Below are 14,811 nucleotides of genomic sequence, written 5' to 3'. Positions count from 1 at the left end.
TTCCCGGGCTCCGCCTTGCGGGCCATGCGCTTGCCTTCTCTCCTCGGTCGGTCACGACAGTCGGGCGGGTCCGGGGACCGGAGTCCGCGGACCCGCCCGATCGGTGCCGGTCCCTCAGGACCGCCACGGGGGGTGTGCTACTGCTGCCGGGCCCTGCGCCGGCGGGCCAGCAGTACCAGCGCCGTACCCAGCGCGGTCAGCGTGCCCGCACCGGCCAGCATCACCGGGATCCCCTCACTCGCACCGGTGCTGGGCAGGTGCGATCCGGGAGCGGGGGCCGGCGGGGCGGGCGGCGGCGCCGCCGGACCCGGCAGCGTCGGAGCCTGCGTCGTCGGCGTCACCTCGGTGGGTACCGGGGTCGGCGTCGGCGTCGCGGTCGGCGTCGGGGTGGGCGTCGGGGTCGGGGTGGGGATCAGCCGGTTGACGGCCGTCACCTCGACCCCGGTGGCGAGGTTCTCGGCGTTCAGCACCAGCGGCCCGAACACCGCCACCTCCGGCGGGGTGTAGCCCTCCGGCGGCGCCAGCTCCTGCCAGTAGTACGTCCCCGGCACGCCGCTGCCCTTGCAGAGGCCGTCGGCCCCGGTCGTGCAGGGGTCGCCGACCGCCGTGTCGGGCTTCGAGCCGTTGCTCTGCAGCCCGTCGGTGCCGTTGGTCTCCTTCCACAGCCGGAACTTCGCACCCGCCAGCGGCTTGCCGTCCTGGTCGTGCTTGACCAGGCGCAGCGCGCCCTCCTGCTGTCGGAACCCGAAGTCGAAGGTGTGGTCGTTCTCCCCCGGTCCGCCCGTGGTGAGCGCCCGTTCGGCGTACTGCCCGCCCGCCGGGACGACGCCCTTGGAGTCGACGAACCGGTTCTCGCCGACGTCCGCGTCGGTCGGCACCCACTGGTACAGCGGGCCGCCCTTGGCGTAGTCGGCCGGGTTGTCGAGCCTGACGGTGTACTTCGTGCGGGGCTTGAGGCCGCCGGTGACGTTGGAGTCGTCGAAGTAGTACTCGCCGCGGGCCGTGGTCTTCGTGGTGCCGACGAGCTTCCCCGACTCGTCGTAGAGGTTGACGGTCGCCCCGGGCACGGGCCGCTGGCCCGGGCGCTGGACGCCGCTGCGCTCGGGGTCATACCAGACCCGGTTGCCGATCTGGAGCGGGGCCTGGTCGCAGAGGACCTCCAGGTCGCCCATCGAGGCGCCCTTGCCGAACGGCGCCGCCTGCCCCGCCGGGTTGAGCCGCAGGCCGAACTTCGGGTCCTGCTTGCCGTCGCGCTGGAGGAACGACGTGCCGTAACCGAGGGCGGTGTGGTTGGGGTCGAAGGCGGAGGTCGCGATGGTGTTCTCGACCTTGGAGAAGGCCATGCCGGCGAACGCCGTGTTGCGGTGGCCGCCCCAGGTGGTGTCGAAGAAGCGGACGCCCCTGGGGGACAACCCGCAACCGCTGTTGGTGTCCATCACGTACGTGCCGTTCGCAGGGCAGGCCTTGTTCAGGTCACCGCCCGACATGACGACGGCAACGGAACCCGGTGTGGGACCGGCCGGCGCGCGGTCGCCGAAGCGGTCGCGGAAGGACAGCAGCATCGAGCCGTCGGTCTCGAAGCCGATCTCGCCCAACTCCGGTTCGGGGTTGGCGATGGTGGAGGCACCGCACGGCCTGCCGTTCTGCGAGGTCGGGTAGGTGTTGGTCCACGGGAACCAGCCCGCCCCGTCGCAGGGACCGCCGCCGACCGTGGACTCGCGCGGGTAGTCGAGCGGCTGGTTCAGCACCGCCGCCGCGAAGGCCCCGGTGGCCAGGTCGAACGGCAGCACCACCGCGCGCAGGTCGGACACCTTGCCGGTCGACTCGCCCGAGCAGACGCCGCCGAGGTAGCCGGTGCCGTCCTGCAGTCCGAGGCCGAACGGCCGCCAGTCCCCGGCCGCGGGGCAGCCCGGGTCGGGGATCGGGTAGGCGGCCTTCGGCGCGGCCGCCGTCGGCCCGGTGGCGTCGTAGCGGTAGAGCTTGCGGTCGTTGAGGTTGACGACGAAGAGGTCCTTGCCGTCGTCGGTGACCTTGATGCCGCCGAGGCTCTCCTTGCCCGGCACCGCCAGGAACGCGTCGTCGGTGCCGGCGCCGTGGACGGTCGAACCGGCGTCCGGGACGTTCGCGAACAGCGTGGTCCGCTGCTGCGCGAGGTCGGTCACGTAGAGCGCGCCCGCGCCGCCGGGGCCGTAGTCCGTGGTGCGCTTGGCGACGGCCGAGGAGAACACCCGCCGGTCCACCCGGTTCCAGGCGATGCCGTACAGCGCGCCGGTCTCCGCGTTGGTGGCGATGTCGGTGACGTTCACGTCCACGCCGTCCTGCCCGCGCGCGCTGTACGGGAAGGACACCAGCGTGCGCTGCGTCCCGCCCTCGCGCGTGGTCGGCTGACAGGTCGTCACCAGCGGCGCGTTCTTCTGGCAGTAGTCACCGGGGCTCCACAGCCCGGTGGTGTACGCCGCGTTCTTGCCGCCGGAGAGGTCGACGAACTCCTCGTTGCTGCTCAGCTGGGTGGGGGCACCGGTCAGGCCCTGCCGCGAGGCGAAGGCCGGGAAGAGCTTGCCCGGCTTCGGATTCACCACCTGCACACGGTACTTGCCGCCCGCGAGCTTGGCCGCGGCCGGCGCCAGCGTCACCGTGCCGTCCGCCGCCGTGGTGCCCTCGATGCCGGCGCCCGCGTCGTCCGTGAGGGTCACCTTCACCCCGGCCAGGCCGGGCTCCAGCGCGGGCGTCCACACCCCGCTGGCGTCCACGGCCCGGACCACGCGGACCGTCACCGTCCCGTCGCCCGTCTGCGGGAAGGCCGCCGGGGCCGCCACCAGCGAGCCCGCGCCGATTCCCACGACCAACGCCGCGGTCCCGCCCACGGTACGGCGGCCGAACACACCCGGCCGCCGCCGCTCCGGGCCGCGCGCGGCACCGGACCTCTGTTCACGTGTCGTTGTCATCCCTGCTCTCACTGTGCAGTCGGGCCTGCCGCCCCTACCTCGCAAGGGAGTTCACGTATTGGCGGCAAGCCGCTCATTCTTAATGAGAGCTTAAAGTGGATTCACACAAGTTCGCAGGAGAACCAGGAACTTTGACGCTTCGTCAGGCGTTCTGACAGAGTCAACCGGAACCAGCGCCTCACCCTGCGCGGCGAGCCCCCGCCGGCCGTCCGCGGATCGAACGGACCGGGGGGAGGGCGTTCGAGTAGCCCATGACGTCGTAGGCATCGGCCAGGTTGCCGCAGGAGGCCAGGGTCTCGGGGTGGTCGCTTCCGAGGATTCGCTCGTGAGTGGCGAGGACACGGCGGAAGAGACGTATGGCGACAGTGGGTCCCGCATGGCCCGGCCAGAAGGCGGCGGTGCGGTTGAGGACGCAGGTGGTGGTCAGAGTGTCGTGACCGGGGCCGTGGTTGCCTGTGAGGGCGTCCACGTGGGGAGAGAGTTCCCGGTAGCGGGGCCAGCCGACCGACAGTTCGACGTTCTCGGGGAGGGCTTCCGAGAGGAGGCGGCCGGCCCGGCCGTGGGCGGTCCCGCCTGTGGTGCCGCTCCCCGGGCGACGACCGGATGTGGTGAAGTCGTGCCGCCGTACGGGTGAACGGGGCCGGTACGGCCGCGACTCGGTCCGTTCGTGCACGCTACAGATGGGGGCGTTCGTCAACGGAGCCCGGCCCTGGCCGGTGGGTGGAGAAGGTGGTCGGCATGCGCAAGGCTTGGCTCGCGACAGTAATGGCGCTGGGGTTGTCGCTCGTTCCGTCGACGGCCGTGCCCGCCGGGGCGTCCCCGGCACCCGCGCCGGTGCCGACCGAGGCGGCGTACGAGGGGGTGCTGCTCGTGAACCGCGCCAGCGGGAAGTGCCTGGAGATCGCCGACAGCAGCCACGCCAACGGGGCACGCGCCCAGCAGTGGTCGTGCGACGGCGTCGCGAACACGATGCGGTGGCGCATCGAGCGGCACGGGGGCGGCGACACCTTCCGGATCGTCAACGTCAACAGCGGCAAGTGCCTGGAGATCGAGAACGGCAGTTACGAGGACGGCGCCCGGGCGCAGCAGTGGGCGTGCGAGAACCTGCCGGTGATGCGCTGGTACGTGAAGCTGAGCGGCGACGCGCTGGTGGTCTACAACGAGGAGACGCTGCGCTGCCTGGAGATCGCGGACTCCAGCCTCGCGGACGGTGCCCGTGCGCAGCAGTGGGCGTGCGCCTACTGGGCCACCCAGCTGTGGGACGCCATCGTGTGACGGGGGTCCCGGGTGGTCGGACGGCAGGCCGGCCGCGGATCACATGGGCGGCGGCCCGCCGGGTCGGCGCGGCGGGTCGGCGCGGCGGGTCGGCGCGGCGGCGAGGGCGAACAGGCGGGGGTGCACGAGCGACCCCGCGTCCCAAGTGTGCTACCTGGCAGCCTAGTTGACGTGCCAACGAGGGCACCTACTTTGAGAATCGCTCCCGATGGGCGGCAATCAGGTCCCGGTACCAGGCGTAGGAGGCCCTCGGCGTACGCCGCTGCGTCGCGAAGTCGACGTGGACGAGGCCGAAGCGCTGGCTGAACAGCCCCTCGGCCCATTCGAAGTTGTCGATCAGGGACCAGGTGTAGTAGCCGCGGACGTCGGCGCCCTCGGCGATGGCTCGGGCGAGGGCGTCGAGGTGGCCGGCGAGGTAGTCGATGCGGGGCTGATCCGGAACGGTCTCCTCGGCCACGGAGCAGCCGTTCTCGGTGATGGTGACGGGCGGGAGGGCCGTGCCGTAGGTGTCGCGGAGGCCCAGGAGGAGCCGGCGCAGGCCGTCGGGGACGACGGGCCAGCCGAAGGCGGTGCGGGGGACGTCGGGGATGTCGACCAGGTCGAAGGGCAGGCCGGGGTCGGTGGGGGCGGCGACGCGGGTGGGGTTGTAGTAGTTGACGCCGAGACCGTCGAGGCCGGGGGCGTGGATGAGGTCGAGGTCGCCGGGGTGGACGGCACCGAAGACATCGTCGGGGACGCCGAGGGCGGAGAGGTCGGGGTAGCGGCCGAGCAGGACGGGGTCGGTGAACAGCCGGTTGTGGAGGGTGTCGTAGGCCGCGGCCGCTGCGGCGTCGGCCGGCGAGGGGGTCGCCGGTTCGACGGGGGTGAGGTTGTTCGAGAGCAGCACCTCCAGTCCGCGCTCGTGGAGGGCGGCGGCGGCCAGGCCGTGGCCGAGGAGCTGGTGGTGGGCGGCCGGGAGGGCGTCGAACATCAGGGCGCGACCGGGGGCGTGGATGCCCATCGCGTAGCCGTAGACGGTGTGCACGAAGGGCTCGTTGAGGGTGATCCAGGCGGGGATGCGGTCGCCCAGGCGGTCGGCGACGAGCGCGGCGTACTCGGCGAAGCGGTACGCGGTGTCGCGGTTCAGCCAGCCGCCGGCGTCCTCCAGGGCCTGCGGGAGGTCCCAGTGGAAGAGGGTGGGCAGCGGGGTGATGCCGGCGGCGAGCAGGGCGTCGGTCAGGCGGTCGTAGAAGGCGAGTCCGGCGGGGTTCACCGGGCCCGCGCCGGTGGGCTGCACGCGGGGCCAGGCGATGGAGAAGCGGTAGCCGTCCAGCCCGAGGCCCTTCATCAGGGCGATGTCCTCGGGATGGCGGTGGTAGTGGTCGCAGGCCACCTCCCCGCTGTGGCCGTCGCGGACGGCGCCGGGGCGGGCGCAGAAGACATCCCAGACGGACGGGCCGCGGCCGTCCTCGTCCACCGCACCCTCGATCTGGTAGGCGGCGGTGGAAACACCCCAGCGGAACCCCGCCGGCAGGTCGAGACGATCCGGCATGGCAGCCTCCCGGCAAGGAACATGAGGAATGCTCATGTTACTGACCTCGCACGGAAACACCAGAGGAAGCCCACCGCCCGGAGCTCGCGGATCCCGATGACCCCGGGCCCACTTGACCCCCGGCGGTCCCACCCGAGCCTCGCGCAGCCGAGCACGCCTACCGAACCCCCGACGGCGGTCTGCGCCCCCGTCTCACCGGAGCAGCCACCGCCCGGTCAGCTCCAGCACGTCGGCGCGGCTGCGCCCGTCGTGGTCGGCTGCGATCAGCCGGTTGCCGATCCGCAGCGAGAACGCGAGCAGACAGCGCACCTCGACCTCGTCCGGGTCCGCGCAGATCGCGCCGAAGAGCGAACGCAGGTACGCCATCCGCCGGTTGTCGACCCGCCTGAGCCGTTCCGCCACCGCTTCGTCCGTCCGCGCCCAGTCGCGGACCGCCAGCTCGGCCTCGGTGCCACCGACCGGGCCGGACGCCGCCGAGGCGATGGCGAAGAGCCGGACCAGCCGGGACCTGGCGTCACCGCCGCCGCCCTCCACCTCCTCGATCACCGCCTCGGCGACATGGTGCTCCCAGGTGTCGAGCATCTCCGCGAGCAGCGCCTCCCGGTTGGCGAAGTACCCGTAGAAGCCGCCCTTGGTGACGCCGAGCGCCTGCGCCAGCACCTCGACCCGGACCGCCGCCGGGCCGCCGCGGGCCAGTGCCCGCATCCCCTCCTCGACCCAACTGCCGCGCGGCGTACGGATCGCGCCCATCGCATGTCTCCCGTCACGTCCCACGAGTCGTCTATACGGTGCCGTACAGACGGGTCTATGCTCGATCTGTACGGCATCGTATAGAACCCGGGGGTCCACCATGAGCACAAGACTGCCCAGCACCGCCTACACCGCCCAACCCTGGCGACTCCACCGGATCGCCCCCGACTTCCAGGTCGAGGATGTCTGGGAGCTGTCCACCCCGGGCGGCCCGGACGACCTGGCCCGCCTGGTGGAACAGTTCGCGAACGGCTCCGGCGAGGCGCTCTCCGCACCCGTGCCGCGCTTCCTCTTCGCCGTCCGCTGGAAGCTCGGCAAACTGCTCGGCTGGGACGGCTCCGGCGCCCAGGGCCCGCTGCCCACCCTGCGGGACCGGCTCCCGGCCGACCTGTCGGAGGGGCCGCGCGGGCCCGACCTGCGGGCTGTCCCGCTCACCTCCGTCTACCTGACCCACGACGAGTGGGTGACCGAGCTGGCCAACCGCACCGTCCAGGCCGCGATGCACATCGGCTGGGTGCCCGACGGCTCCGGCGGGTACGGCGCCCGGATGACCGTGCTGGTGAAGCCGAACGGCCGGTTCGGGGTCCTCTACATGGCCGCCATCAGGCCCTTCCGCTACCTCGGGGTCTACCCCGCGATGCTCCGGGCCATCGGACGCAGCTGGCAGACGGCGAACTGAGCAAGGCGGGGGCCCCACCGAAGGGGGTCCCGGCGTCACCGCACGGGGACGAGCTTCCAGCGCTGCTGGGCCTTGCCGTTGGCCCGGTCCTGGAACACCTTGGCGCCGTTGGTCTTCGAGCCACCGCTGTCGGCGAGCTGCCCGTCCCAGCGGCTCTCCAGGATGTAGCCGCCGGCGTCGGACGGGGCCACCAGCCACTGCTGGGCGGTACTGCCGTCGCCGGTCCGGAGGTTGAGCCGGGCGCCGGGCACGACCGAGTTGTCGGTGATGGCCAGCACCTTCCCGCTGCCGACACCGGTGGCGGTGTAGTAGCCGTCCCCGGCGGACTTCAGGCGCCACTGCTGGTTGGAGCCGCCGTTGGCACCCCACTGGATGACGGGGGTGCCGTCGGCCGTGCCGAGGCCGGAGGCGTCGAGGAGCTTGCCGCTGTCGGCGTTCACCAGGGTGTACGTGCCGTCCAGGGCGGGCCTGGACCCCGGCTTGACGGCGAGGTTGGCGAACTGCACACCGTAGTAGCCGGCCGCGCCGAGTCCGATCTGGCCGGCGCCGTAGTCGCCGTTCTGGGCGGTTCCGACGACCGCGCCGTCGATCCTGGCGGTGATCGTCCTGCCCTCGAAGGCCAGCGCGAGGCCGTGCCAGGTGCCGGTCCCGGGCGCCGGGATCCTGCCCTCGGCGAGCGTCGTGAAGGCCCAGTTGCTGTCGGACCTGGTCAGCGACCACGCGCCGGTGTCGGACAGGCGCAGGTGGTAGGCGTTCAGCCCCTTGTTGTTGCGGCGCTGGGTGCCGGCCCGGCCGAGGAGCTCCATCGTCCCCGGCTGCTCCAGCAGGGCGTCCGCACTGACCGTGTAGTCGGACCAGTCGAGCCCGCCCATCAGGGTGTACGGGTGGTTGGAGGCCTCGTCGGTCCAGCGGATCGGGGAGCTCGGAGCCTGCTGGCGCAGGCAGTTGCCGGACCGCCCTCCGGCGCAGGGCGCGGTCTCGAAGGCGCCGTTCATGGTGGAGAAGTACCGCACCTCCTGACCGGGGCCGGTGCCGGCCAGGGTGTCGGCGTAGGGCAGCGCGAGCAGCGAGCGGGCCGGGCCGGTCGCGGTGGCCGCGCCCTGGCCGCCGGTGGTGGTGACGGTGTAGAGGTGGCCGGGCTGGAGGGTCAGCGTGTACGTCCCGGCGTTCGCGGTCAGGTCGGCGCCGCGGACCATCCGGCCGGCGGCGGCCGGCCCGGACAGGTCGGTGGACCACACGTGCAGCGCCCCGCCCGGAAGCCCGCCGGCGACCTTGAGGGTCACGGTCTGCGCGGCGGTGGCGTCCATGGTCTCCAGGACGGTGGACCAGGCCGACCTGTCGGGCGAGCGGTAGCTGACGTGGCTGCCGTTCGCGCGGTTCCCGCCGAGGTAGCCGGAGGCGGTGTCGAGGTACTGCCAGCCCGGCTGGGTGAACTGGGTGGTCTGGGCGGTGGCCCAGGTGCTCCGCCCGACGGTGTACGCCCCGGACCACGGCTGGTCGGCGACGATCAGGCCCATGGTGTTGAACTGGAGGTTCTGGTAGATCGAGGCGACCAGCGGCCAGTTGAGGAAGCCGGTCATCCTGGCGTCCAGGTAGCCCCGGTTGACGCCGCGGGCGATCGCGGGCGCGCCGGCGTTGGCGTCGTCCGAGCCGTTCTCGGCGGCCCACAGCTGCTTGCCGGTGGCGCGCGCGTCGGCGCTGCTGGCGCAGGTGGTCATTGGCGAGCGGTACTGGCAGGGGTAGTGGGCGCCGACGATGTCCACGGCGTCGGCGAGGGCGCCGTCCTTGCGCATCGCGGTGGCGATGTCCCAGTTGTCGTCGGCGCCGACCACCTTGACGGCGGTGTACCCCTTGGCGTTGAGGGTGGCGCGCAGGTTCTTGTACCAGGCCGCGTCGTACGAGCGCTCGTTCCAGCCGCCGAGGTAGTCGATGGTCAGGTTGTGCCGGCGGGTGCAGCCGAGCCAGTCCATCAGGTAGTCGATCATGTCCTGGGACCAGAAGTTGCCGTTGCCGATCCAGCCCGGCGCGCCCCAGGCCAGGCCGTACAGTTTGATCGCCGGGTTGCGCTGCTTGGCCTGTTCCATCACCCACCACTCGTATCCCGACTGGCAGTTGACCGCCCCGCGGGTGTGTTCGTGGCTGCTCTCGGCGCCGTCGGTGGAGTTGGTGTCGCCGCCGATCTCCACCTTGAGCAGTTGCAGGGCGGCGCCCTGGCCGGGTGCGAAGAGGTAGTCGAGGATCTGGGCGCGCTGCGGCTCGGGGTAGTCGAGGAGCAGCCGGGTGTTGCCTCCGCCGCCGCTGATCGCGCCGACGCCGTCGAAGGTGCGGCCGGCGCTCCCGCCGTCGACGGTAATCGCGGTGGAGACGGCGGTGGTGGCGGCGGGTGCCGCGGCGGCCGGCGGTGGGGCGCTCCAGGCGAGGAGCAGTTCGAAGCAGAGCGCCAGGACGGCGAGGGCGGGGGCCCAGCGGGCCTTGTGCCGTGCCTTTGGTGCGGTGTGCATGGCGGATCTCCAACCTGACGGGGGTGGGGTGGAGCCGGGCAGCGTCGTCACGCGGGCCGGGTGGTGCTGTCTGGGTGCGCGGAGCAGTGGGAGCCGCGCCGACGGCGAGGCAACTGGCCTACCGGGAACGGGCCGTGGGGGATGTCCAGCGAGCGAGGGTGCCCGCCAGGACCATAGGTCGGTCATCTGATCCGGTCAATGCAATCGGACCAATTCCCTATTGGATGACCATTCTCAGGTCATTCAATCAAGTCGGTCTTGACTCCGATCCGCAGGGATCCCCAAGATGGCTGCAACCGAACGACGGGCCGTCAGCAGCCCGGGCTGCCGCATCGATCACACGGCGCTTCTCCGGTCACCGCGGCCCACACGGCACGCACGGCCTGCGCGGCCCGCACGGCCTGCGCGGCTCACGCGACTCACACAGCCCGCACAGCTTGCGCGGCTCACACGGCCTACGCGGCCGGCACGGTCTGCCGGCACGGCCGCCCGCACCTGCGCGGCCATCACAGCGAGAGGAACCATGAACCTCCCTCAGAACCCGGCCTCCGCTCACATCGAGGACTTCTCCCCCGGCACGGGATCGCACCCGCCCCGGGCCTGGTACCCGGAGTCCGACGCACCCCGGCTCGCCCTGGACGGCAGGTGGCGCTTCCGCCTCTCCCCCACGGCCGACACGCACGACGAGTCCTTCGCACAGCTCGACCACGACGCCTCCGGCTGGGACGAGCTCACGGTGCCGGGCCACTGGGTGCTGCAGGGACACGGCGCCCCCGCGTACACCAACACGCTGTATCCGTTCCCGGTGGACCCGCCCCGGGTGCCGACCGAGAACCCGACCGGCGACCACCTGCGGTACTTCGACCTGCCCGCGGACTGGCCGACCGGCGGCGACGCGGTGCTGCGCTTCGAGGGCGTCGAGTCCTGCGCCCGGGTGTGGCTCAACGGGGAACAGCTCGGGGAGTTCAAGGGCAGCCGGCTGCCGCACGAGCTCCCGGTGGGCGGCCTGCTGCGCCGGGCCGGGAACGTGCTGGCCGTCCGCGTCCACCAGTGGTCGTCCGGAAGCTACCTGGAGGACCAGGACCAGTGGTGGCTGCCGGGGATCTTCCGCGAGGTGACGCTGCTGCACCAGCCCGCGGGAGCGGCCGGTGACTTCTTCGTCCACGCCTCCTACGACCACCGGACGGGTACCGGCACCCTGTGCGTCGACAGCGAGGTGCCGGGCCGGGTCACCGTGCCCGGGCTCGGCCTCGACCTCGCGACCGGCGAGAGCGCCACCGTCCCCGTCGAGTCGTGGACCGCCGAGACCCCGCGGCTGTACACCGCCGAGCTGGCCACGCCGGGCGAGCGGATCCCGCTGCGGATCGGCTTCCGCACGGTCGCCGTCGAGGACGGGGTCCTGAAGGTCAACGGCCGGCGGATCCTGTTCCGGGGAGTCAACCGCCACGAGTTCCACCCCGACACCGGGCGCACGGTGGACCGGGACACCATGCGCACGGACCTGCTGCTGATGAAGCAGCACAACATCAACGCCGTCCGCACCAGCCACTACCCGCCGCACCCCGCCTTCCTCGACCTCTGCGACGAGCTCGGGTTCTGGGTGATGGACGAGTGCGACCTGGAGACCCACGGCTTCGAGCCGCTCGGCTGGCACGACAACCCCTCCGACGACGACCGCTGGACCCCGGCGCTGCTCGACCGCGCCGCCCGCACGGTCGAGCGCGACAAGAACCACCCCTGCGTCGTCCTCTGGTCCCTCGGCAACGAGGCCGGCACCGGCCGGGGCCTCACCGCCATGGCCCGGTGGATCCGCGACCGCGACCCGTCCCGGCCCCTGCACTACGAGGGCGATCCCTCCTGCCGGGACACCGACGTCTACTCCCGGATGTACGCCGACCACGCCGAGGTCGAGCGCATCGGCCGGCGGGAGGACGGCGGTCCCGAACGACGGCGCCGGCTCCCCTTCCTGCTCTGCGAGTACGCCCACGCGATGGGCAACGGTCCGGGCGGGCTGGCCGAGTACCAGCGGCTGTTCGAGACGTACCAGCGCTGCCAGGGCGGCTTCGTCTGGGAGTGGATCGACCACGGCCTGGCCCACCCCGAGCACGGCTACGGCTACGGCGGCGACTTCGGCGAGGAACTGCACGAGGGCAACTTCGTCTGCGACGGCCTGGTCTTCCCCGACCGCACCCCCTCCCCCGGTCTGGCCGAGTACAAGAAGGTGGTCGAGCCGGTCCGCATCGAGCCCGGCGGCGCCCCCGGCACCGTGCGGGTGACCAACCTCCACGACTTCGCCGACCTGTCGCGGCTCGCCCTCACCTGCTCCTACGAGATCGACGGCGCACCCGTCGGGGAGTGGCGCCTCGACGTGCCCGTCCTCGACCCGGGCGAGTCCGCCGAGGTGAAGCTGCCGGTGCCGCCGGGCCCGGCCGGGGACGGCGAGACGGGCTGGACCGTCCGCGCGGTGCTCGCCGAGGACGCCCCCTGGGCGCCGGGGGGCCACACCGTCGCCTGGGGCCGGATCCCCCTCGGCCGACGGCCCGCCCTCCCGCGGGCCGTCGGCCGGGCTCCCCGCGCCGAGGACGGCCGGATCGTGCTCGGCCCGGCCGTGTTCGACGCGCGCAGCGGCGCGCTGACCCGGATCGGGCCGGTGCCCGTGACCGGGCCGCGGCTGGACGTGTGGCGCGCGCCGACCGACAACGACCAGGGGCCCCAGTGGCGGCCCGAGGAGCAGCTCGACCGGCAGTGGCGCCGGCTCGGCCTGCACCGGCTGCGCCACCGGCTGGACGGGGTCGAATCGACGGACGACACCCTGACGGTGCGGACCAGGGTCGCCCCGGCCGCCACCTCGCTCGGTCTGCTCACCGTCCACCGCTGGACCGCCGACGCGGACCGGCTGCGCCTCGTCGTCACCGTGACGCCGGAGGGCGAGTGGCGGGTGCCGCTGCCCCGGCTGGGCATCCGGCTGGGCCTGCCGAGCGGCTTCGGCCGGGCACGCTGGTACGGCGGCGGGCCGGGCGAGGCCTATCCGGACAGCCGCTCGGCCGCGCTGCCGGGCCGGTACGCGATGACCGTCGACGCGATGCAGACGCCGTACGTGCGCCCGCAGGAGAACGGCGCCCGGGCGGACGTCCGCTGGGCGGAGCTGACCGACGGCGGCACGACGGTGCGAATCGAGGGCGAGCCGCTCTTCTGGTTCACCGCCCGCCGCTGGACCACCGAGCAGCTGGACGCGGCCCGCCACCTGCCGGACCTCGTCGCGGGCGACACCGTCTGGGTCCACCTGGACCACGCACAGCACGGCCTCGGCTCGACATCCTGCGGGCCCGGCGTCCTGCCCCCGCACCGGCTGGCCGCCGCGCCCGCGGAGTTCTCGTTCACCTTCTCGGCGGTCGACGGCTGAGGCGTCCACGCGCCGGTGCGGCGATGGGTCCGGCGCGTCGGCGCGCCGGACCCATCGCCGTGTCCAGGGACTTCAAGAGACTTCAGAGGAGTTCAGGGGAGTTCAGGGGATCCGAAGAGCCGCGCGAGCCCCCGCCACCACACCCCCACCGCACCCCCACCGCGCCGCCCCCCGAGGAGTGATTCAGGCCAGACCCTGGCCAAACTTTCGTATATCGAATACCTTCACCCCAATGCCGACGCCAGGCCCGCCGCAGAAGGCCCCGCGGGCACGGCATCCCCCCACTCCTCCACCCGAGGTGGCCCCCATGCTCCGCAACGCGCTCGAACCCTGGCACCTCCTGATCGTCATAGCAGCGATCGCCCTGCTGTTCGGCTCCACGAAACTGCCCGAACTCGCCCGCGGCCTCGGCCGTTCGATGCGCATCCTGAAGGCCGAGACCCAGGCCATGCGCGAGGACGACCTCCGGCCGGACGACCCGGCCGGTCCGGTGTCGGCCCCGGCCGTCGAGCCGGGGCCGATCCCTGCGGTCGAACCAACCGGCGTCACCGGCGTCACCGGCGCCGCCTCGCCGTCGAACTCGCCGTCGAACTCGCCGTCGAGGCGGACCGGCTCGGCCTGATCCCCCGTCGACCAGCGCGTTCCACGGGGCCGTCGGCCTCGTGGAACGCCTGCGTGCCCGGGGTCCACGGGTCGGTCACTTGCCGGCGCCCATGGTGAGCCCCTCGGTGAGACGGCTGCCCAGCCAGGCGTAGAGCCCGATCATCGGCAGGATCGAGATAGACACCCCGGCGAACAGCGCGCCGAAGTCCGCACCGGTGAACTGCTGTTGCTGGAAGTAGTTCAGCAGGGCCAGCGGCAGGGTGAACTTGTCGTTGGTCTGGATGAACATCAGCGCCAGCAGGGTCTCGTTCCAGATCGCCATCGCGTTGAGCAGGGTCGCCGTCGCCAGGCCGCCCCGGGCGAGCGGCAGCATGATCCGCCAGAAGGTCATCGCCGCGGACACCCCGTCCAGGGCCGCCGCCTCCTCCAGTTCGGCCGGCAGCGAGGCGAAGAACGAGGTCAGCAGGAAGACCGTGAACGGCAGCGAGGTCACGACGTAGAGCACGAACAGGCCGAAGAGGCTGTCGATCAGTCCCAGCCGGTTCATCAGCGCGTACAACGGGAGCACCATCACCTGGACGGGGATCCCGAGGCCGAGGACGAAGTACAGGCTGAGGCCGTTCGACACCCGGCCCGGCCGCCTGCCCAGCACGTAGGCGGCCGGGCCGGCGACGATCACGGTCACCGCCGAGGCGGTGGCCACCAGGAGCGCCGAGTTGGCGAACGCGGGTCCGAAGCCGCCGTCGTTCCACGCCGTCGACCAGTTCTCGAAGTGCAGGGCGGTGGGCAGGGACCAGGGGTGTTCCAGGACGTCCCGGCTGCTCTTGAGCGAGCTGATCAGCAGGTAGGCGAAGGCGAACAGGCAGAAACCGGTGAACAGCCAGACGGCGACGGTCCCGGGCAGCCGTGCCAGCACGGCGGCCGCCCGCCTCCTGCGGGCGGCCAGAGCCGGGGCCGGGGCCCGGACCGGGGTCCGGGCCTCGTCCGCCTCGGTCGTGACGGTGGTCATCGCGGCACCTTTCGTGGAGGGTTCGGAGCTGCAGAGCTTCGGACTGCAGGGCGTCGGAACGGCGGGCTTCGGAACGGCGGGCTTCGGAACGGCGGGCTTCGGAACGGCGGGCTTC

The 14,811-nt window shown here is 72.5% G+C and carries 9 protein-coding genes; 4 read left to right on the top strand and 5 right to left on the bottom strand.

Going from position 1 to position 14,811, the window contains the following annotated elements; genetic code table 11:
• Positions 1-137 precede the first annotated feature (137 nt).
• On the bottom strand, positions 138-2,840 hold the full coding sequence (locus ACFVVX_RS10630; RefSeq protein WP_387943680.1) for an SdrD B-like domain-containing protein: 2,703 nt from the start codon (positions 2,838-2,840) through the stop codon (positions 138-140).
• A gap of 843 nt (positions 2,841-3,683) precedes the next feature.
• On the opposite strand from ACFVVX_RS10630, the gene ACFVVX_RS10625 reads away from it, so the two are divergent.
• Positions 3,684-4,220 (top strand): RICIN domain-containing protein, encoded by a 537-nt coding sequence (locus ACFVVX_RS10625; protein WP_387943678.1) that lies wholly within the window; start codon positions 3,684-3,686, stop codon positions 4,218-4,220.
• A gap of 187 nt (positions 4,221-4,407) precedes the next feature.
• On the opposite strand, the gene ACFVVX_RS10620 is transcribed toward ACFVVX_RS10625, so the two are convergent.
• Both ACFVVX_RS10620 and ACFVVX_RS10615 read right to left on the bottom strand, forming a co-directional pair.
• Positions 4,408-5,751: a GH1 family beta-glucosidase gene (locus ACFVVX_RS10620; protein ID WP_387943676.1), complete on the bottom strand. Its 1,344-nt coding sequence runs from the start codon at positions 5,749-5,751 to the stop codon at positions 4,408-4,410.
• 192 nt (positions 5,752-5,943) lie between these two features.
• Positions 5,944-6,501 (bottom strand): TetR/AcrR family transcriptional regulator, encoded by a 558-nt coding sequence (locus ACFVVX_RS10615; protein ID WP_387943674.1) that lies wholly within the window; start codon positions 6,499-6,501, stop codon positions 5,944-5,946.
• A gap of 100 nt (positions 6,502-6,601) precedes the next feature.
• On the opposite strand from ACFVVX_RS10615, the gene ACFVVX_RS10610 reads away from it, so the two are divergent.
• Positions 6,602-7,180 carry a DUF2867 domain-containing protein gene (locus ACFVVX_RS10610; protein ID WP_387943672.1) on the top strand — a complete coding sequence of 193 codons (579 nt, stop codon included), beginning with the start codon at positions 6,602-6,604 and terminating at the stop codon, positions 7,178-7,180.
• 35 nt (positions 7,181-7,215) lie between these two features.
• On the opposite strand, the gene ACFVVX_RS10605 is transcribed toward ACFVVX_RS10610, so the two are convergent.
• Positions 7,216-9,681 (bottom strand): RICIN domain-containing protein, encoded by a 2,466-nt coding sequence (locus tag ACFVVX_RS10605; protein ID WP_387943670.1) that lies wholly within the window; start codon positions 9,679-9,681, stop codon positions 7,216-7,218.
• A 523-nt stretch (positions 9,682-10,204) separates the two neighbouring features.
• Here ACFVVX_RS10605 and ACFVVX_RS10600 point away from each other — a divergent pair.
• Together ACFVVX_RS10600 and ACFVVX_RS10595 are read left to right on the top strand one after the other, a co-directional pair.
• On the top strand, positions 10,205-13,084 hold the full coding sequence (locus tag ACFVVX_RS10600; protein WP_387943668.1) for a glycoside hydrolase family 2 TIM barrel-domain containing protein: 2,880 nt from the start codon (positions 10,205-10,207) through the stop codon (positions 13,082-13,084).
• A 307-nt stretch (positions 13,085-13,391) separates the two neighbouring features.
• Complete coding sequence (locus ACFVVX_RS10595; RefSeq protein ID WP_387943666.1) at positions 13,392-13,706, top strand: Sec-independent protein translocase subunit TatA; 315 nt, start codon at positions 13,392-13,394, stop codon at positions 13,704-13,706.
• Between the two features lie 75 nt (positions 13,707-13,781).
• Here the strand turns inward: ACFVVX_RS10595 and ACFVVX_RS10590 are convergent, their stop codons facing one another.
• Positions 13,782-14,696, bottom strand: a complete 915-nt coding sequence (locus ACFVVX_RS10590; RefSeq protein WP_387943664.1) for a carbohydrate ABC transporter permease — start codon at positions 14,694-14,696, stop codon at positions 13,782-13,784.
• Positions 14,697-14,811 lie beyond the last annotated feature (115 nt).

Origin of the sequence: Kitasatospora sp. NPDC058170 (assembly GCF_042883905.1) — a bacterium.
GTDB lineage: Bacteria > Actinomycetota > Actinomycetes > Streptomycetales > Streptomycetaceae > Kitasatospora.
This window is presented reverse-complemented; position numbering and strand designations above follow the sequence as displayed.